This window comes from Kitasatospora sp. NPDC036993, assembly GCF_055607525.1.
Window position 1 is genome coordinate 127,262 of the sequence record NZ_JBVJRP010000017.1, and the last position, 18,427, is coordinate 145,688.

Annotated in this window: 15 protein-coding genes; 12 read left to right on the forward strand and 3 right to left on the reverse strand. The window is 72.8% G+C overall.

Features of this window, described 5'->3' with window-relative positions; genetic code table 11:
* Position 1: 1 nt before the first annotated feature.
* The gene (locus ACZ7C5_RS30160) at positions 2–1,090 is read right to left on the reverse strand and encodes an NADH:flavin oxidoreductase (protein ID WP_401088318.1); all 1,089 of its coding nucleotides are present in this window, start codon (positions 1,088–1,090) and stop codon (positions 2–4) included.
* A gap of 354 nt (positions 1,091–1,444) precedes the next feature.
* Here ACZ7C5_RS30160 and ACZ7C5_RS30165 point away from each other — a divergent pair, with 354 nt between their 5' ends.
* The 6 genes from ACZ7C5_RS30165 to ACZ7C5_RS30190 all read left to right on the forward strand — a co-directional run bounded on the left by ACZ7C5_RS30165 (position 1,445) and on the right by ACZ7C5_RS30190 (position 9,090).
* The gene (locus tag ACZ7C5_RS30165; RefSeq protein WP_401088320.1) at positions 1,445–2,197 is read left to right on the forward strand and encodes an oxidoreductase; all 753 of its coding nucleotides are present in this window, start codon (positions 1,445–1,447) and stop codon (positions 2,195–2,197) included.
* Between the two features lie 29 nt (positions 2,198–2,226).
* On the forward strand, positions 2,227–3,423 hold the full coding sequence (locus tag ACZ7C5_RS30170) for a cytochrome P450 (RefSeq protein ID WP_470323850.1): 1,197 nt from the start codon (positions 2,227–2,229) through the stop codon (positions 3,421–3,423).
* On the forward strand, positions 3,420–6,893 hold the full coding sequence (car, locus tag ACZ7C5_RS30175) for a carboxylic acid reductase (protein ID WP_470323851.1): 3,474 nt from the start codon (positions 3,420–3,422) through the stop codon (positions 6,891–6,893). Before ACZ7C5_RS30170 ends, car begins: the two co-directional genes overlap by 4 nt.
* A 24-nt stretch (positions 6,894–6,917) precedes the next feature.
* On the forward strand, positions 6,918–7,271 hold the full coding sequence (locus tag ACZ7C5_RS30180) for a nuclear transport factor 2 family protein (RefSeq protein ID WP_470323852.1): 354 nt from the start codon (positions 6,918–6,920) through the stop codon (positions 7,269–7,271).
* A 188-nt stretch (positions 7,272–7,459) separates the two neighbouring features.
* A complete protein-coding gene (locus tag ACZ7C5_RS30185; protein ID WP_401088328.1) occupies positions 7,460–7,750 on the forward strand; it encodes a DUF1330 domain-containing protein in 291 nt (96 codons plus the stop codon).
* 512 nt (positions 7,751–8,262) lie between these two features.
* Entirely contained in the window at positions 8,263–9,090 is an 828-nt protein-coding gene (locus tag ACZ7C5_RS30190) for a hypothetical protein (protein ID WP_470323853.1), read from the forward strand.
* Here the strand turns inward: ACZ7C5_RS30190 and ACZ7C5_RS30195 are convergent.
* On the reverse strand, positions 9,080–9,385 hold the full coding sequence (locus tag ACZ7C5_RS30195; protein ID WP_470323854.1) for a hypothetical protein: 306 nt from the start codon (positions 9,383–9,385) through the stop codon (positions 9,080–9,082). The genes ACZ7C5_RS30190 and ACZ7C5_RS30195 overlap by 11 nt on opposite strands.
* Positions 9,386–9,636: 251 nt before the next feature.
* Between ACZ7C5_RS30195 and ACZ7C5_RS30200 the strand changes: the two genes are divergently transcribed.
* Positions 9,637–10,845 (forward strand): serine hydrolase domain-containing protein, encoded by a 1,209-nt coding sequence (locus tag ACZ7C5_RS30200; RefSeq protein ID WP_470323855.1) that lies wholly within the window; start codon positions 9,637–9,639, stop codon positions 10,843–10,845.
* Here ACZ7C5_RS30200 and ACZ7C5_RS30205 read toward each other — a convergent pair.
* Positions 10,834–11,907, reverse strand: coding sequence for a glycosyltransferase (locus ACZ7C5_RS30205; protein WP_401088336.1), 1,074 nt, complete (start codon positions 11,905–11,907; stop codon positions 10,834–10,836). The genes ACZ7C5_RS30200 and ACZ7C5_RS30205 overlap by 12 nt on opposite strands.
* 599 nt (positions 11,908–12,506) lie before the next feature.
* Here ACZ7C5_RS30205 and ACZ7C5_RS30210 point away from each other — a divergent pair.
* The 5 genes from ACZ7C5_RS30210 (at position 12,507) to ACZ7C5_RS30230 (ending at position 18,298) form a co-directional block, all read left to right on the forward strand.
* Complete coding sequence (locus ACZ7C5_RS30210; protein ID WP_317620150.1) at positions 12,507–12,599, forward strand: Ms4533A family Cys-rich leader peptide; 93 nt, start codon at positions 12,507–12,509, stop codon at positions 12,597–12,599.
* Between the two features lie 143 nt (positions 12,600–12,742).
* Positions 12,743–14,464, forward strand: coding sequence for an ABC transporter substrate-binding protein (locus tag ACZ7C5_RS30215; RefSeq protein WP_401088338.1), 1,722 nt, complete (start codon positions 12,743–12,745; stop codon positions 14,462–14,464).
* A gap of 32 nt (positions 14,465–14,496) precedes the next feature.
* Positions 14,497–15,615: an ABC transporter permease gene (locus ACZ7C5_RS30220; protein WP_401088340.1), complete on the forward strand. Its 1,119-nt coding sequence runs from the start codon at positions 14,497–14,499 to the stop codon at positions 15,613–15,615.
* Positions 15,612–16,601 carry an ABC transporter permease gene (locus ACZ7C5_RS30225; protein ID WP_401088342.1) on the forward strand — a complete coding sequence of 330 codons (990 nt, stop codon included), beginning with the start codon at positions 15,612–15,614 and terminating at the stop codon, positions 16,599–16,601. The genes ACZ7C5_RS30220 and ACZ7C5_RS30225 overlap by 4 nt, the downstream gene beginning before the upstream one ends.
* Positions 16,598–18,298, forward strand: coding sequence for an ABC transporter ATP-binding protein (locus ACZ7C5_RS30230; RefSeq protein WP_470323856.1), 1,701 nt, complete (start codon positions 16,598–16,600; stop codon positions 18,296–18,298). The genes ACZ7C5_RS30225 and ACZ7C5_RS30230 overlap by 4 nt, the downstream gene beginning before the upstream one ends.
* Positions 18,299–18,427: the final 129 nt, after the last annotated feature.

The following is an 18,427-nucleotide window of genomic DNA, read 5'->3' on the forward strand; positions in this document are numbered from 1 at the left end:
GTCAGTTGAGGGCCGCCAGCACCGACGGGTCGTACGGCACCGCCCCGTCCAGCCCGCCGTTCAGCGCCCGCTCCGCCCAGTCGGGGTTGGCCAGCAGCGCCCGGCCGACGGCGACCAGGTCGAACTCGTCGCGCTCCAACCGGTCGAGCAGGCCCTCCACGCCGGTCAGCCCGGACGGCTTGGTGAAGCCCTCGCTGAACACGCCCTCGCCGTACTGGCGGTCGAGCCCGACCGAGCCGACCGTCACCGCCGGACGGCCGGTGAGCTTGCGCGCCCAGCCCGCCAGGTTGAGCTCACAGCCCTCGAACTCGGGCTGCCAGTAGCGCCGGGTGGAGGCGTGGAAGACGTCCACACCCGCCTCGGCCAGCGGGGTCAGCAGCTGCTCCAGCTCCTCCGGGCTCTCCGCGGTCCGCGCGTCGTAGTGGTCGACCTTCCACTGGGAGAGCCGGAAGAAGACCGGGAACCGCGGGCCGACCGCCGCGCGGACGGCCCGCACGATCTCGGCCGCGAACCGGGCCCTGGAGGCCGGGTCGCCACCGTAGCCGTCGGTGCGGCGGTTGGTGCCGCTCCACAGGAAGTCGTCGATCAGGTAGCCGTGCGCGCCGTGCACCTCGACGCCGTCGAAGCCGAGCCGCTGGGCGTCCGCGGCGGCGCGGGCGAAGGAGGCCACCGTCTCGTCGATGTCCCGACAGGTCATGGCCCGCCCCGTCGGGCTGCCGTCCAGTCCGATCCCGGACGGCCCCTCGGCGGGCGGCTCGGTGCCCGGCCGCTGGACGCCGGTGTGCCACAGCTGCGGGATGATCCGGCCGCCGGCCGCGTGCACCCCGGCCACCACCCGGGACCAGCCCGCCAGCGCCTGCTCGCCGTGGAAGTCCGGCACCCCGTCGTAGGCCCGCGCGGCGGGGCGGTCGACGTAGGTGCCCTCGGTGACGATCAGCCCCACCTGGTGCGCGGCCCGGCGGGCGTAGTACTCCGCGACGTCCGGGCCGGGCACCCCTCCGGGGGACTTCATCCTGGTCATCGGCGCCATCACGATCCGGTTCCGGACCGTCAGGCCACCCACGGTGAACGGCTCTCCCAAACCCGCCATTGTTCCTCCCACTTTCGTTTGAATTCAGGATTCCCCCGTCGATTTCCTGCGAACCACGCCGCCAGTTCCTTCGGACGAATATTCCGCGCCCGTACCGTCGACAATCGGGGATTATATCGGCGCCGCCGATCCGGGAGTCCAGTGGGACGCGCACGCGAACCCGCACCGCCTGGTGCACCGCTCAAGGCGATGCACTGCATCGACACAATCGTCTTGACCATGTCCGAGGTGGTCGCGGATAGTGGTCCGCAGTGGTTCCGCGCCGCCCTTTCGAATCGACACCGGACCATGCACCCCCGTTGCCGGAAAGCGTCGCGGACAGGATTTCCGACCAGGGGAAGGCGACGCACCGGAATGGACCGCGAATTGACGGGGAAGCGCGCGGTGGTCACCGGCGGAAGCCGCGGCATCGGCGCCGCCATCGCACGGAAGCTGCTGGCGGACGGCGCCACCGTCGTCACCACCGCCCGCAAGCCGACCGAGGACACCCCGTCCGGCTCCACCTTCGTGCCGTCCGACCTGAGCACCGCGGACGGCGTCCGCGAATTCGCCGGCACCGCGCTGGAAATCCTCGGCGGCGTGGACATCGTGGTCAACAACGCCGGCGGCTGCCGGACGTTCCAGAGCGCGCTGGACATCGAGCACGACTGGCAGTTCACCATGGACATCAATTTCCTCGCCGCGGTCCGGCTCAATTCCGCGCTGGTGCCCGCGATGCGTTCCGGCGGGAGCGGCGGCGTCATCGTCCACATGTCCTCGATCGCCACCACCTCGTCCTATCCGGTGATCCTGCACTACGCCGCCGCGAAAGCCGCCCTGGAGGTCTACCACAAGGGGCTGTCGGCCGAACTGGCGGCGGACGGCATCCGGGTCGTCGCGCTCTCCCCGGGGAACGTCATGACGCCGGGCGCGGACGAGGCCAGGGACGGGATCGCCGACTACCTCGGGACGACCGGGGAGGCGGACTGGGCCGAGGGCATCCCGCTCGGCCGGATCGGGCGGACCGAGGACATCGCCGAGGCGGTGGGGTTCCTGGTGTCCCCGCGCGCCTCCTGGATCACCGGCAGCAACCTCGTCATCGACGGCGGGCGGCTCGCGGCACTGTGAGCGCCCCCGGGACCGGAAGGACAGACAACATGAGCGCGACGGACGACGGGCCCCGCGCCTATCCGTTCGGCCCGACCCACCGGCTCGACATCGACCCGGAGCTGGCGGAGGTCTGCGACGAACAGCCCGTGCTGAGGGTGCGTCTGCCGTTCGGCGGCGACGGCTGGCTGGTCAGCCGCTACGCCGACGTCCGCACCGTGCTGGCCGACCCGAGGTTCAGCCGGGCCGAGGCGGTGGGCGACCACGTGCCCCGCACCGTCTCGGCCGGCCTCCCCCGCACGTCGATGCTGAGCATGGACCCGCCCGAGCACACCAGGCTCCGGCGCCGGGTGGCCAACCCGTTCACCCTCCGCCGGGTCGAGACGATGCGCCCGCGCGCCCAGGAGATCGTCGACGAGCTGCTGGACGCCATGATCGCCTCGGGCTCGCCGGCCGACCTGACCACGGCGCTGACCTGGCCGCTCCCGGTCACCATGATCTGCGAACTGCTCGGCGTGCCGGTCGCCGACCGCGTCCGGTTCAACTCCTGGGTCGACGGCCTGCTGACGCTCTCCGACCCCGAGCTGTCCAACCGCGACCGCGGGCACCTCAACGACTACCTGGGCGCCCTGGTCGCCGAGCGCAGGACCGAGCCCACCCCCGACCTGCTCGGCGAACTCGCCGCCGTCGAGGGCGAGGAGAGCCGGCTCACCGAGGAGGAGCTGGTCGGCCTCGGGGTCAGCCTGCTCTCCGCCGGCCAGGAGGCCACCGCCAACCAGATCGGCAACTTCGTCTACACCCTGCTGAGCCGCCCCGAGTTGTGGCGCTCCCTGGTGGCCGACCCCGGCCTGATCCCCGCCGCCGTGGAGGAGCTCTCCCGCGTCGTCCCGATCAGCGCCACCGCCGGCTTCACCCGGATCGCCCTGGAGGACCTGGAGCTGAGCGGGCAGAAGATCCGCGCCGGCGACGCGGTGGTCGCCGAACTCGGCCTGGCCAACCGGGATCCCGAGGTCTTCGAGGAGCCGGACCGGATCGACTTCCACCGCGCCCCGGCCCCGCACGTCACCTTCGGGCACGGCGTGCACCACTGCCTCGGGGCCCAGCTCGCCAGGATGGAGCTGCGCACCGCGATCGAATCGCTGGTCCGCCGGCTGCCCGGCCTGCACCTGGCGGTGCCGGCGGAGGAGATCAGCTGGCGGACCGAGCGTCTGATCCGCGGGGCGGAAACCCTGCCGGTCGCCTGGTGAGCCCGGCCACGACCGGTCCCGACACGACGGGCCAGGACGCGGTGGGCGGTACCGGCCAGTCGGAGGCCGTCCGGGCCGCGCTCGCCGATCCGGCCACCAGCCCGGCCGAGATCATGGCGACCGTCATGGCCGCCTACGGCGACCGGCCCGCCCTCGGCGAACGCGCCCGCGACACGGCGACCGGGCGGCTCCTCCCGCGCTACGACACCATCAGCTACCGGGAGTTGTGGGCACGTGTGCGGGCCCTCGCCGGGGCCTGGGCCCACGAGCCCGGGTACCGGCTGCCCCCCGGCGAGCGGATCTGCGTGCTCGGCTTCAGCAGCACCGACTACGCCACCGTCGACCTCGCCTGCGTCCACCTGGGCCTGGTCGCGGTGCCGCTGCACGCCAGCGCGCCGCTCTCGCAGCTGGCCCCGATCGTCGCGGAGACCGAGCCGGTGGTCCTCGCCAGCAGCGTCGAACGGCTGGACACCGCCGTGGCCGCGCTGCTCGGGCAGCCGTCCGTCCGCCGCCTCGTCGTCTTCGACCGCCACCCCGAACTGCCCGCCCACCGCGAGGCCCTGGAGGCCGCGGGCCGCCGGCTGGCCGAGGCCGGCAGCGCCGCCGTCCTGGACCTGCTCACCGAGCTGACCGGGCGCGGCGCGCTGCTGCCGGACCCCCCGCTGCGCGTCCCCGACCCCGGCGAGGACACGCTGGCCCTGCTCCTCTACACCTCCGGCAGCACCGGTGCCCCGAAGGGCGCGATGTACCCGCAGCGGCTGACCCGCAACGCCTGGTGGGGGTTCGTCTACGGGCCCGCCGACGTGCCGTCGGTCGTCGTCCACTACATGCCGCAGAGCCACCAGGCCGGCCGGATGTCGGTGCTGGGCACCCTCGCCAGGGGCGGCCTGGGCTGCTTCACCGCCAGGAGCGACCTGTCCTGCCTGTTCGAGGACATCGCGCTGGTCCGGCCCACCGAGCTGACCATGGTGCCGCGGGTGTGCGACATGCTCTTCCAGCAGTACCGCGGCGAACTCGACCGGCGGGCCCACGAGTCGGGCGAGCCGGGTGAGCCCGGCGCCCTCGACGCGGCCGGTGACCTGGACGCGGCCGTGAAGCAGCACCTGCGGGAGACCGTCCTGGGCGGGCGGGTGGCGAAGGCCTTCTGCGGGACGGCGCCGCTGTCCGCCGAGGTCGCGGAGTTCGTCGAGTCCTGTCTGGGCCTGCACCTGTACACCGGCTACGGCTCCACCGAGGCCGGCGGCGTGCTGCTCGACACCGTGGTGCAGCACCCGCCCGTCCTCGACTACAAGCTGGTCGACGTCCCCGAACTGGGCTGCTACCGCACCGACCTGCCGCACCCGCGCGGCGAACTGCTGCTCAGGACGAGCGCCGCCATCCCCGGCTACTACCGCCGCCCCGAGCTCACCGCCGGCGTCTTCGACCAGGACGGCTACTACCACACCGGCGACATCTTCGCCGAACCCGCCCCCGACCGGCTGGTCTACGTCGGCCGCACCAAGGACGTACTCAAGCTGTCCCAGGGCGAGTTCGTCACCGTCTCCCGGCTGGAGGGCGTCTTCCTGGGCAGCCCGCTGGTCCGGCAGGTCTTCGTGTACGGCAACAGCGAGCGCTCCCACCTGCTCGCCGTGGTCGTGCCCACCCCGGAGGCGGTCGCCCACAGCCAGGGCGACCAGGGCGCGCTCAAGCGGCTGCTCGACGGCGAACTGCGGCGCACGGCCAGGGAGAGCCGGCTCCACCCGTACGAGGTGCCCCGGGACTTCCTGGTCGAGACCGAACCCTTCGGCACGGCGAACGGCCTGCTCTCCGACAGCCACAAGCTGATGCGCCCCAAGCTCGTGGAGCGCTACGGCGAGGCCCTGGAGCGCCGCTACGCCGAACTCGCCGAGGAGCAGGCCCGGCAGCTGCGCGAACTGCGCCGCACCGGCGGCGCGTTGCCGGTCCGGGAGACCGTCGCCCTGGCGGTGCGCGCCGTCCTCGGCCGGGCCGACGCCGGCACCGACCCGGGCGCCCGGTTCACCGACCTGGGCGGCGACTCGCTGTCCGCGCTGTCCTTCAGCACGCTGCTCCGGGAGGTGCTGGACGTCGAGGTGCCGGTCGGCGTCGTCATCGGCCCGGCCACCGACCTGGCCGGGGTGGCGGCCTACGTCGAGGCCCGGCGCGCCGACGCCGCTCCGGCCCGGCCCACCGCCGCCTCCGTGCACGGCGCGGGCGCGACGGAGGTCCGGGCCCGCGACCTCACCCCGGACCGGTTCATCGACGCCCCGGCCCTGGCCGCCGTACCGGGGCCGCCCACTCCGGCGGCGTCGCCCGGGACCGTGCTGCTCACCGGCGCCAACGGGTTCCTCGGGCGCTTCCTCTGCCTGGAGTGGCTGCGCCGGCTCGGGCCCTCAGGGGGTCGGCTGGTCTGCCTCGTCCGGGGCCGCACCGACTCGGACGCGGCCGACCGGCTCGCCCGCGCCTTCGGCGACGACGGGGGCGAGGCGTCGAAGGCGTACCGGGAGGCGGCCGACGGGACGCTGACCGTCCTCGCCGGGGACCTCGCCGAACCGCGTCTGGGCCTGGAGCCCGCGGTGTGGGGCGAGTTGGCCGAGTCGGTGGACCTGATCGTCCACCCGGCCGCCCTGGTCAACCACGTGCTGCCGTACGCCGAGCTGTTCGGCCCCAACGTCGCGGGCACCGCCGAACTGATCCGGCTGGCTCTCACCGGACGGATCAAGCCGGTCGACTACCTGTCCACGGTGGCGGTGCGCGGCACGGCCGGGCCGTCCGCCCTGGACGAGGACGCCGACGTGCGGGAAGCCATCCCGCGCTGGGGCCTCGACGGCAACTACGCCGACGGGTACGCGGCCGGCAAGTGGGCGGGCGAGGTGCTGCTGCGGGAGGCGCACGAGCGGTACGGCCTGCCGGTCACCACGTTCCGGTCGGGCATGATCCTCCCGCACAGCACCTACCCGGGGCAGCTGAACGTGCCCGACGTGCTCACCCGGCTGCTGCTGAGCATCGTGGCCACCGGGATCGCGCCGCGCTCGTTCCACGGCGGCACTCCTGTGCACCTCGACGGGCTGCCGGTCGACTTCCTCGCCGAGGCGGTCGCTTCGCTCGGTGCCGGGAACGGCTACCGGACGTACAACGCGTCGAACCCGCACCAGGACGGCGCCTCGCTGGACACCTTCGTGGACTGGCTGATCGAGGCGGGCCACCCGATCCGGCGCGTGGACAACTACCGCGACTGGTTCGCCCGCTTCACCACGGCGGTGCGCGGCCTGCCGGAACGGCAGCGCGCCCACTCGGTGCTGCCACTGCTGCACGCCTTCGAGCGTCCGGGCCGGGACCGGCCCGTGCCGGCCCCGAGGTTTCGGGAGGCCGTACGGGCGGCAGAAATCGGGCCGGACAAGGACGTACCGAGGCTGACGGCCGAGGTGGCCGACAAGTACATCACCGACCTGCGCGGCCTCGGCCTGCTCTGAACCCCCTATCGGACGGAGACACCCATGGGACACGACCTCGGCGCGACGGTGGACGCCAGCCTGCGGCTCCTGGAGACACGCGACCTGGAGAGCTTCCGGAAGCTCTGCACGCCGGACGCCACGGTGTGGCAGAACGACGGAATCGGCGTGCGGACGATAGACGCCCGGGTGGAGCACATCGCGACGTTCCTGGCCGCCCTCGACTCGCTGCGCTTCGAGGTCGTGCGCCGGTTCGACAAGCCGGGAGAGGTGCTCCAGCAGCACATCCTGCACCTGGTCGCCAAGGACGGCACCGAGAGCCGGGTCCACGCCAGCGTGTACTTCCGCTTCGAAGACGGCCTGATCGCCGAGGTCGAGGAGTACCTCTACGAGGTGTGACGGTCGCTCAAATTGCCGCTGTCAAGGCTCTCCGAGTACACCAAGCGAAGAGCACACGTCGGCCCCGGGAGGTCGATGACGGCCTGTGGGAGCACATTGGTCCGCTGTTGCCGCAGGGGTAGGGGTACGCTCGCCCGCAGCAGTGATTCCGGCGTCAGACGCGCACTTTCCGAACACTGGAGGTTCTCATGGCCAAGGGCTACTGGGTCAGCGCCTACCGCACCATATCCGACCCCGAGAAGCTGGCCGCCTACAACGAGCTGGCCGCTACGGCCGTCAAGGCGGGAGGCGGACGGGTGTTTGTCCGCGGCGGGCAGACCGTCGCCCACGACGACGGCGTCGCCGAGCGCGTCGTCCTGATCGAGTTCGACAGCTTCGAGCAGGCCGTCGCAACCCACGCGAGCGAGGCCTACCAGCAGGCGCTGCTCGTCCTGTCCGACGGCGTCGAGCGCGACTTCCGCATCGTCGAAGGCGTTTAGGGATCACCGTCCGGTCGAGGTCGAGCAGCCTGTCCCAGTCCTCCTGTGGGTAGCCCGCCCCCTCCCGCGCGGCCCCGATCCTCCGCCCCACCGTGCGCCGGCCGAGGGATCGGGGCCGCGAGCCGATAGCCCCTGCCAACCCGCCCAACGTCGCGTTGATGCTGACGTCCTGCACCTGTCGTTCCTTCTTCTCCCCTGCCTTCGATGGGCTGCGGTCACCGTCACACGGCATGCCATCGTGCCGTCGTCCGATTCCCCCACACCGGAAGTCGACCCCGCCGACTTCCCGCGCACCACCCGCTCATCGCCCACGCCTTCGCCGGCCGTCACGCCCGAACCACTCACCTCCCGGCCCGCCCCGGAGCGCTCCCCCAACGGCACGGCCGGCCTGTCGGCGGCGACCGTGACCCGGCCTGACGGTTCTCCCGGACCTCGGGCACGGTGACCCCGCAGGGCCCACGGGGACGTCAATCGGGTGGCATCCGGTTGTCGGCACCCGCCATCCTGGCCGGATGGCCGATCGTGCGAACTTCGTCGTTGTCCGCGAAAGCGGGGAGTACGAGCTGTACCTCTCCCGCTGGGGTGCGGTGGGCCTCGACCTCGACCTGCTGGCGGGGCCTGTCGACACGCTCTCGATGGTCCAAGGCCTGGGGGTGGACGACTGGTGGCTGGACGACGTGCACTGCCAGGGGGCGGCGCTGCTCGACCTCGGCCGGAAGGTGCTGCTGCTGTTCGCCTGGGAGGGGCCGAGCACCGTGATGCGGTACCGGGCCGCGACCCTGGACCTGCTGCGGGAGGCGTGGCCGGGGTGGGACGTGCGGTGGGCCTACGACGGCCCCGCCGAACTGCGGACCTACCTGGGACTGGACCCGGAGTACGTGCGTGACCGCGTGCGCGGCACCTGCCGCGGACCGTTGCTGGAACCGGAGGACGAGGAACTGGCCGACCCCGAGCCGATGGCTGCGGTGGTGACCGTCGGATCGGACCACTGCCACGTGGTGGCGAACGTCGCCGACCACCCGGTCCGGGAGGGCGCCGCACTGCTCGACCGGCTGTCGGGCGGCCCCGACCACGGCATGTGCCGGGTGTCCGCCGATGCCGGCATGCACATCGATCCGCTGCGGCGCCGGGTCGGCTGGTGGGTGCTCGGGGCGGTGGCCGAAGCGTACGAAATGCCGGAGCGATGGCCCGGCTGGACCGTGGAGTTCTGGCAGGACTCCTGGCAGGAGCACGTCCGGCTGGCCCCGGTCCGGTTCCGACCCCCACCGGTCGACCGTGAGCGCGCCCGGGCGGAAGTCCGGACGGCTGCCGGCCGACACCGGTCGTCGACTACGCGGTGAGGTCCTGGCCGATCGCCCGCAGGACGTCGGCGAGCCACACCAGGTGGTATCCCAGGGCGCGGTCCTCGTCGGCGAGCAGGTCCTGGAGATGCTGCCAGGACTCGGTGAGCCGCCCGATCGTCAGCTCGCCCGGCGCCTTCAGGACGTCGTACTGCTCGTCGGACGGGATCGACCAGAAGTAGTCCTTGTCCAGGGGCACGGCACCGCCCGCCGTGGCGCCTTCGACGTGCCGGATCAGCACGTCGAAGGCTCTGCGCAGCTCATCGAGGGACACCTGCAAGGGTTCACCGGTCATGGGCACCATCCTGACGCCTGACGCCATCGAGATCCACAGCCGGAGCACCGTGGAGCCGTCCCGCCCACTTACCCGAAAGCCTCCGGAGCGGACCACCTAGGGGGCAACCCCGACAACACCCTTGCCAGGAGGCATGGTTGACCAGAGGTGCCGCCAGGGTCGGCGCCCTCCCGGGCGGTGATCCGGGGCGTCCGCGCGGTCGGCAGGACGGGCTCCGCAAGAACAAGCCCGCCCCTACCGACGGAGTGCCCGTGAAGATCCGCCGACGTACCGCCCTGGCCGCCGTCCTCGCGCTGGGCCTCGGTGCCGGCCCGCCGGCCGCATCGCCCGCCCTGGCCGCGACGCCCGGTGCGCAGACGACGGCGGGCCAGTTACCCGCCCCGGACGTGAAGGCACTGGAGGCGGCTCTCCGCGGGCTGCCCGACGCGGACGCGACGGCGGCCCTCGTCCGGGTCGGCGGCCACGGGATCTGGCACGCGAGCGCGGGGGTGCACGACCTGGGCAGCGGCCGCCAGGCCCTGGAAGAGGCCCGGTTCCGGGCGGGGTCCACCACCGAGGTGGTCACCTCGGCCATCGTGCTGCAACTCGCCGCGGAGGGCCGGGTGGATCTGGACGGCACCGTCCAGAGGTACCTGCCGGGCCTGCTGAGCGACGCCTTCGAGCCGGTCACCGTACGGCAGTTGCTGACGTTCACCAGCGGTCTCCAGCCGGGCTCCTCCCTCGGCCCGGAGAACGCCGAGGGGTACGAGAACCGCTTCAGGACCCTGACTCCCGGGGAGGTCGTCGCGGCCTCGGTCGCCCAGGGCCCCTACCGGGGGCCGGGGGAAGGCCCGGGCCGGAAGCAGCGGTACGCCAACATCGACTACACCGTCCTCGGCATGCTGATCGAGAGGATCACCGGCGACTCCTACGCCCACCAGGCGCAGGCACGCGTCTTCCGCCCGGCCGGCATGCGGCACACCTCGTTCCCCGAGGGGCCCGACCCGCGCATCCACGGCGCCCACAACCGGGGCTACCAGAAGCTGGCGGACGGCACGGTCGTGGACGCGACCGAGTGGAACATGTCGGACCGGTGGGCGGCGGGTGACATGATCTCCACCACCGCCGACCTGGAGAAGTTCCTCTTCGCGCTGTTCCGGGGCGAACTCGTGCCCCAACCCCTCCTGGAGAAGGAGATGTTCACCGCTCCGGACGTCGAGGGCGCGGTGATGAGTGCGGGGCTGCAACGCTTCGACACGGGTGGCGGCCGGGTCCTCTGGCTCAAGACCGGAGAACGGCCCGGGTACAGCACGCTCATCGCGGCGACCAGGGACCTGTCCCGCACCCTCGTCTACTCGGTCAACGCGACCGACGCCAAGGCCGCGACCATGAACCCGGTCTGCGAGCGCATCGTGCGGGCCGCCTTCGCCCCCTCGACCGCCGGGAGCGGGAAGAACCTCCCGGCCGGATCAGCCCGCTGAACCCGGCCGGTCAAGCCGGGAGGCGGCCGGCCGCCCCACCTCGGCGTACGCCTCCGGCGGCACCGGGAAGTGCCTCAGCAACTCCTCCATCCAGGCCATCGGATGGGTGGCCGTCGCCGCCCCGCCGGGGAGAGCGCGGGCCTTGCGGATGCCCTCGATCAGTGCCTGGACGGCGGCCTCGGCGGTGTACCGCTCGGCGACCCACCGGCGGCCCGCCCGCCGTACCTCCTCGTGGCCGGGCAGGTCGAGCAGGTCGAGGGCCCGGTCCGCCAGCCGGTCCGTCTCCAGTTCCGGGATCCGCCACGCGGACGGCGAGTCGAACAACTCCGCTCCGCCGCCACCGGCGTATCCGGTCACCAGGCAGCCGCTGGCCATCGCCTCGGCCGGCGGCAGCCCGAAGCCCTCGCCCTCGGGCGCTCCCAGCGCGATGAACACCGACGTCTCCGACAGGACGCGCGCGACCTCCTCGTGGGGAACCGAGTGGATGTCGTACAGGTCGACGTCCCTGGACCGCGGGTCGGCGTGCAGCAGGCGGCGCAGCAGCGTGCTCTCGATCGGACGCTTGCGGGACATCCACGCGATGCGCCGGACCCGCCCGGTCGTGGCCGGCCGGAACGAATCGGTGTCGATGACGTTCGGTACCAGGTGCGGTTCGTACCCGGGCAGGGCCCGGCGGAGCATGTCGACGCCCGCCTTCGAGACCGTCCACAGCGCCGGCTCGGACGACCAGCCCGGGTACGGTCCGGGCTCGGGGCAGGTCAGGAAGTGGACGTAGTGGCCCTGCGAGTAGACGACCTTGCGGCCGCCCGGCGCCGGGTCGTGCCCCGGGAGCACGCTGACCTCGTGCAGCACGAGCACGTCATCGGGCCCCAGGTCCAGCGTCATCCCGGACAGCGTCGGCACGTCGTCGTCGAACCACGTGTAGCGGAACCCCGGCGTCGGCGTCCAGCGGAACGCCTCGACGCCGGCCGCCCGCAGCAGCGAGACCTGCTGGTTCAGCACGCGCACACCGCCCAGCGGGAACTGGAACTCGAACGACGCGTAGACCACTCGGCCGGTCATCGGACCTCCCTGGGGACACGACCCGCCTCCTACCCGCTCCGCTCGGGCGCAAGCTCCGCGCCCGTACCTTGGACAATCCGGCACACGCGGGCCCCGGGCCACGAACGGGGCCCGGCCCCCGCAGGTACCGTGCACCGGACGTCGGACCGGCCGACTTCCCCCGTGCTCCCCCGTCCTCACCGCCGGCGCGTCAGCGCCCGCCATCGCCACGGCGTCAGCCACCAGGCCGGCCACCCGCACCCTCGGCTCCACGCCGCACCCCTCCCCCTGGTCACCGGACGGACTGATGGACCAAAAGTCCTTCGGTCAACCCCAGTTGACCATTGTCGAGCACTCGGCAACGAAGATCCACCCGGGCGCCCCACCACGACGGTGGCAAGGGGGCCCTACGTCACGGTGCCGGACCTGCCCCGTGGGTTTCGCCCGGGGCGACGAATCCCGACGGAGGCGGTTCACCCACCCGACTCCCCGCGTTTCCCCCCTCCTCTCCGCCCTCCTCCTCGGGATCTCCCCGTGCCGGGCAGGGAAATCCGCCCGGCGACAACCGGGCGATGTCCAGAGTTTTGACATTTTGCTTAACGTCATACAGTCTTCTCGGCATGTCTGACCGTCACCCGATCGAGTGCGCCGCCATCGAGCTGGCGCTGATCGGCGTGGCCGCGCACTGCGTTTCCGACAATCTCTGTCGCTGAATCCGCCTGTCCCGAAGCGTTGCGGTGATCGCCGCCTCGGGGCGTCGCCCCTTCCGCGGGCGCGGTGCCGCTCACTCCCCTCAAAGCCTCACTGCCGCCCGCCTTCCTCCGTACACCATCGGTAGCGAAAGGCTCCCTTTCCGATGTCTCGAACCACCACCCTCACCCCTCGCCGCCTCGCCCTGGCGACCGTCACCGTCGCACTCGTCGTCGGACTGGCGGCGTGCGGGCCGAAGGCCGACGGCGGTGGTGGCACCGGCAAGGACGCCGCACCGCAGCAGGGCGGCACCCTCACCGTCCTCAACCAGCTCCCGCAGGAGCAGTTCGACCCCGCACGGCTCTACACCTCCGGCGGCGGCAACGTGCCCTCCCTGGTCTTCCGCACCCTCACCACCCGCAACCGGGTCGACGGCGCGGCCGGCACCAAGGTCGTCCCGGACCTCGCCACCGACACCGGCACCCCCTCCGAGGGCGCCACCGTGTGGACGTACCGCCTCAAGGACGGCCTGAAGTTCGAGGACGGCTCGCCGATCACCACCGCCGATATCAAGTACGGCATCGAAAGGTCATTCGCCCCCGAACTCTCCGGCGGAGCGCCGTTCCTGAGGGACTGGCTGGTCGGCGCCGCCGACTACCAGGGCCCGTACAAGGAAGGCCGCACCCTGGACGCCATCGAGACGCCGGACGAGAAGACCATCGTCTTCCGCCTCAACAAGCCCGAGGGTGACTTCCCGTACCTCGCGACCCAGACCCAGTTCGCACCCGTCCCGAAGGCCAAGGACACCGGGGCGAAGTACCAGGACCACCCCGTCTCCTCCGGCCCGTACCAGGTGGAGAAGAACGAGAACGACGGCGCCCACATCGTCCTCAAGCGCAATCCCAACTGGTCCTCGGCGACGGACGACCAGCGCAAGGCGTACCCCGACACCGTCGACGTGCAGTCCGGTCTCGACCCGGCCGTGATCAACCAGCGGCTGACCACCGGCACCGGGGCCGACGCCGCCGCCGTCACCACCGACACCAACCTCGGCCCCTCCGAACTCGCCCAGGTGAAGGACGACAAGGCGCTCGCCGCCCGCGTCGGCACCGGCCACTTCGGCTTCACCAACTACCTGGCGTTCAACCCCAAGGTGAAGCCCTTCGACAACCCCAAGGTGCGCCAGGCCGTCTCCTACGCGATCAACCGCACCTCGGTCGTCAACGCCGCCGGCGGCTCCTCGCTCGCCGAGGCCGCCACCACCTACCTGCCCAGCCAGGAGACCTTCGGGTACACGCCGTACGACCCGTTCCCGGCCGGCGCCACCGGCAACCCGGACAAGGCCAGGGAGCTGCTGAAGGAGGCCGGCTACCCGGACGGCCTGACCATCACGCTCACCCACTCCACCGCCGCGGGCAAGGGCTACGGCCCGGACCTGGCCACCGCCGTCCAGGACGGCCTGAAGGCGGCCGGGATCACCGTCCAGCTGGAGGCCCTGGACTCCACCCGGTACTCCAAGACCGTCCACGAGGTCGCCACCGAGCCCGGCCTCTTCCTCAGCGGCTGGGGCGCCGACTGGCCGTCCGGCGGTCCGTTCCTCGCGCCGATCTTCGACGGCCGGCAGATCGTCACCGACGGCTACAACTTCAACTCCGCACAGCTGAACGACCCTTCGGTGAACGACGAGATCGACCAGATCAACAAGATCACCGACCACGCCGAGGCCGCCAAGCGCTGGGGCGCCCTGGACAAGCGCATCGGTGAGCAGGCCCTCACCGTCCCGCTGTACCACCCCGTCTACAAGCGGCTGTCCGGCAAGGACGTCCGCAACATCGTGATCAGCGACTGGACCGGCGTGCTCGACATCTCCCAGGTCGCGGTCAAGTAGCGGACGGGACCGGACGGATCGGTCGGACAACCATGGCTCCACAGAAGCCCGGCGCCGGGGAGGCCCTCACCTCCTCCCCGGCGCCCGGGGGACGGCAGGTGTGGCGGCGGCTGCTCGCGCGGCGCGCCGCCCTCGCCGCCACCCTCGTCATCGTCCTGCTCGCCCTCGTCGCGGCGGCGGCACCGCTGCTCAGCGCGCTCGAAGGCCAGGACCCCACCAGCTACCACAACGACCTGCTCGACTCCGCGGCCGGCGGAGTGCCCACCGGCTCCTTCGGCGGCGTCAGCGCCGACCACTGGCTGGGCGTCGAACCGGGCACCGGGCGCGACGTGTTCGCCCGGCTCGTCCACGGCGCCCGGATCTCGCTGCTCGTCGCCGTCGGCGCCACCCTCGTCCAGGTCACCCTCGGCGTCCTGATCGGCCTCGCCGCCGGCCTCGGCAACCGGCTGGTCGACCAGCTGATCGGCAACACCACCGAGGTGATGCTCGCGCTGCCCTCGCTCGTCTTCGCCATCTCGCTGATGGCGGTCGTGCCGCCCGGCTTCCCCCGCCCGCTCCTGCTGACCCTGGTCATCGGACTGCTGGGCTGGGCCGGCACCTCCCGGGTGGTCCGGGCGCAGACGCTCAGCCTCCGGCAGCTCGACTACGTGTCCGCGGCCCGGCTCGCCGGCGCGAGCCGCTGGCGGATCGCCCGCCGGGAGCTGCTGCCCTCGCTGGCCGCACCGGTCATCACCTACGCGGCGGTGCTGCTGCCCTCCAACATCATCGCCGAGGCCGGGCTCTCCTTCCTCGGCGTGGGCGTCAAGCCGCCGACCTCCTCGTGGGGCCAGATGCTCTCCGGCGCGACCACCTGGTTCCGCGCCGACCCGATGTACGTCCTGCTGCCGTCCGCGCTGCTGTTCGTCACCGTGCTCGCCTTCACCGTGCTCGGCGACGCCGTCCGCACCGAACTCGACCCGCGCGCGGCCTCCCGGCTGCGGGTCGGCACCGCGCGCGGCACCGCCAAGGACGCCACGGCAGGCACCACCGCGGACGCCACCGCCGGGCAGGCCGCCACCGCGGACGGCACCGCCGGGCAGGCCGCCGCCGGGGACAGCGCCGCCAAGGGGACCGCCTCCGAGCAGACCACCGCCGAGGAGGCCACCGCATGACCCGCTTCCTGCTCCGCAAGGCCGCCGGCATGCTCGGCGTCCTGCTCGCCCTCTCCCTGATCGTCTACGCGGTCTTCTACATCGCCCCCGGCGACCCCGCCCAGCTGGCCTGCGGCGAGAAGTGCAGCCCCGCCCAGGTCGCCCAGGTCCGCGAACGGCTGGGCCTCGACGCGCCGGTCTACCTCCAGTACGCCCACTTCCTCCAGGGCATCGTCGCCGGCCGCGACTTCAGCGCCGGGACGGGCCTGCTGCACTGCCCAGCGCCCTGCCTGGGCGTCTCCTACCGCAGCGGCGAGCAGGTCACCGACATGATCACCGCCCGCCTCCCGGTGACGGCCTCACTGGCGCTCGGCGCGATGGTGCTCTGGCTGATCCTCGGCGTCGGCACCGGGCTGCTCTCCGCACTGCGCCGGGGCCGGCTCAGCGAGCGCCTGCTGACCGCGCTGACGCTGGCCGGCGGCTCCGTCCCGGTCTTCGTCATCGGCCTGGTGCTGCTCATCGTCCTCTGCGCCCAGCTCCAGTGGCTGCCGTTCCCGAGCTACGTGCCGCTCACCGAGGACCCCCAGCAGTGGTTCTGGGGCCTGCTGCTGCCCTGGGTCTCGCTCGCCCTGATCGAGTCCGCCAAGTACGCCCGGCTGACCCGCTCCTCCATGCTGGAGACCCTCGCCGACGACCACATCCGGACCTTCCGGGCGTACGGCGTCAGCGAGCGGCACCTGGTGACCAGGCACGCGCTGCGCGGCGCGCTCACCCCGGTGATCGCGCTCACCGCCATCGACCTGGGGACGATGTTCGGGTCCGCGGTGCTGACCGAGTCGCTCTTCGGCCTCCCGGGGCTCGGCAAGCTGCTGGTCACCTCGGTCGGCCTGATCGACCTGCCGACGGTCGTCGGCCTCACCCTCGTCACCGGGTTCTGCGTGGTCCTCGCCAACGTCATCGCGGACGTGCTCTACGCGGTGACCGACCGAAGGGTGGTCCTGACATGAGCCCCGCGTCCCCGGTCGAGGCCGGGAGTCTCGTCGACGTCCGGGACCTGGTCGTCGACTTCCCGGTCGGCGACGGCCACGTCCGCGCCGTCGACGGCGTCGGCTTCACCCTGGAGGCCGGACAGGCCCACGGCATCGTCGGCGAGTCCGGCTCCGGCAAGAGCACCGTCGCCTACGGACTGCTCGGCCTGCACCGCGGCACCGGCGCCCGGATCGGCGGCACCGTCCGGGTCGCCGGCGTCGACGCCGTCACCGCCGAGGGCGCCGAACTCCGGCGCCTGCGCGGCGGACTGGCCGCCATGGTGTTCCAGGACCCGCTCTCCGCGCTCGACCCGTACTACGCGGTGGGCGACCAGATCGCCGAGGTCGTCCGGGTCCACCGGGACGCCTCCCGCCGGGCCGCCAGGGCGCGGGCCGTCGAGGTGCTCGACCGCGTCGGCATCCCCGACGCGGCGCGGCGCTCGCGCTCGCGTCCGCACGAGTTCAGCGGCGGCATGCGCCAACGGGTGCTGATCGCGATGGCCCTGGCCTGCGAGCCGCGGCTGATCGTCGCCGACGAGCCGACGACCGCGCTGGACGTCACCGTCCAGGCCCAGATCCTCGACCTGCTGCACGAGTTGCGCGCCGAGACCGGGGCCGGGCTGGTCCTGGTCACCCACGACCTGGGCGTGGTGGCCGGAAGCGTCGACCGGGTGCTGGTGATGAAGGACGGCCGGGCGGTGGAGCACGGCCCCGTCGCCGAGGTGCTGGGCGCGCCGCGCGAGCCGTACACCCGCGCGCTGCTGTCGGCGGTGCCCCGGGTCGACGCGCCCGGCGCTCCGCGCGAGCCGGCCAAGCCCACCGGGCCGACCGGGCCGACCGGGGACGTCCTGCTCGAAGCCACCGACCTGCGCCGGGAGTTCGCCTCCCGCGGCGGACTCGGCCGGCGCGCCGCCCCCGTCACCGCGGTGGACGGCGTCTCGCTCACCGTGCGGGCCGGCGAGACGCTGGGCGTCGTCGGCGAGTCCGGCTCCGGCAAGACCACGCTCGGGCGGATGCTGGTCCGCCTGCTGGAGCCGACCGGCGGCCGGCTGCACTACCGCGGTCGGGACATCGGGGCGCTCGGGGACAAGGAACTGCGCCCGCTCCGGCGGGAGTTGCAGATGGTCTTCCAGGACCCGGTGTCCTCGCTCAACCCGCGCCGCAGCATCGGGGAGTCCGTCGCCGACCCGCTGCGCATCAACGGCGAGACCGACGAGCGCCGGATCCGCGCCCGGGTCGGCGAACTGCTCGAACGCGTGGGGCTCGACCCCGACTGGTACCACCGCTACCCGCACGAGTTCTCCGGCGGGCAGCGGCAGCGGGTCGGCATCGCCCGGGCGCTCGCACCGGAGCCGCGGCTGATCGTCTGCGACGAACCGGTCTCCGCGCTGGACGTCACCACCCAGGCCCAGGTGGTCGATCTGCTGGGCGAGTTGCAGCGCGACCTCGGCCTCGCGCTGGTCTTCATCGCCCACGACCTCGCCGTGGTCCGGCAGGTCAGCGACCGGGTCGCCGTGATGCGGGCCGGACGGATCGTGGAACAGGGCGACGCCGCCACGGTGTACGACTCCCCCCAGCACGCCTACACCAAGGGCCTGCTGGCCGCCGTACCGGTGCTGGACCCCGCCGAGGCGGCCGCCCGCCGCCACGCCCGGCTGGCCTCCGCCGGCGCCTGACCCGCCTCCGGCCGGCCGGGCCGGGGGGCTCGGCCGCCCGGAGGCCCCGCGTGGGAAGTCGGCCCGCCGACTTCCCACGCAGCCCGCTGTCGGTGCACGTGGCAGGCCCGGTCGGCTCCGTCCAAGGGG

What these genes read in the sequence shown, in the direction of transcription:
- ACZ7C5_RS30160 (WP_401088318.1), bottom strand. Translation starts at nt 1,090, where the DNA reads ATGGCGGGTTTGGGAGAGCCGTTCACCGTGGGTGGCCTGACGGTCCGG.
- ACZ7C5_RS30225 (WP_401088342.1), top strand. Translation starts at nt 15,612, where the DNA reads ATGACCCGCTTCCTGCTCCGCAAGGCCGCCGGCATGCTCGGCGTCCTG.
- ACZ7C5_RS30180 (WP_470323852.1), top strand. Translation starts at nt 6,918, where the DNA reads ATGGGACACGACCTCGGCGCGACGGTGGACGCCAGCCTGCGGCTCCTG.
- ACZ7C5_RS30185 (WP_401088328.1), top strand. Translation starts at nt 7,460, where the DNA reads ATGGCCAAGGGCTACTGGGTCAGCGCCTACCGCACCATATCCGACCCC.
- ACZ7C5_RS30205 (WP_401088336.1), bottom strand. Translation starts at nt 11,907, where the DNA reads ATGACCGGCCGAGTGGTCTACGCGTCGTTCGAGTTCCAGTTCCCGCTG.
- ACZ7C5_RS30210 (WP_317620150.1), top strand. Translation starts at nt 12,507, where the DNA reads ATGTCTGACCGTCACCCGATCGAGTGCGCCGCCATCGAGCTGGCGCTG.
- ACZ7C5_RS30220 (WP_401088340.1), top strand. Translation starts at nt 14,497, where the DNA reads ATGGCTCCACAGAAGCCCGGCGCCGGGGAGGCCCTCACCTCCTCCCCG.
- ACZ7C5_RS30230 (WP_470323856.1), top strand. Translation starts at nt 16,598, where the DNA reads ATGAGCCCCGCGTCCCCGGTCGAGGCCGGGAGTCTCGTCGACGTCCGG.
- ACZ7C5_RS30170 (WP_470323850.1), top strand. Translation starts at nt 2,227, where the DNA reads ATGAGCGCGACGGACGACGGGCCCCGCGCCTATCCGTTCGGCCCGACC.
- ACZ7C5_RS30195 (WP_470323854.1), bottom strand. Translation starts at nt 9,385, where the DNA reads ATGACCGGTGAACCCTTGCAGGTGTCCCTCGATGAGCTGCGCAGAGCC.
- ACZ7C5_RS30190 (WP_470323853.1), top strand. Translation starts at nt 8,263, where the DNA reads ATGGCCGATCGTGCGAACTTCGTCGTTGTCCGCGAAAGCGGGGAGTAC.
- ACZ7C5_RS30215 (WP_401088338.1), top strand. Translation starts at nt 12,743, where the DNA reads ATGTCTCGAACCACCACCCTCACCCCTCGCCGCCTCGCCCTGGCGACC.
- ACZ7C5_RS30165 (WP_401088320.1), top strand. Translation starts at nt 1,445, where the DNA reads ATGGACCGCGAATTGACGGGGAAGCGCGCGGTGGTCACCGGCGGAAGC.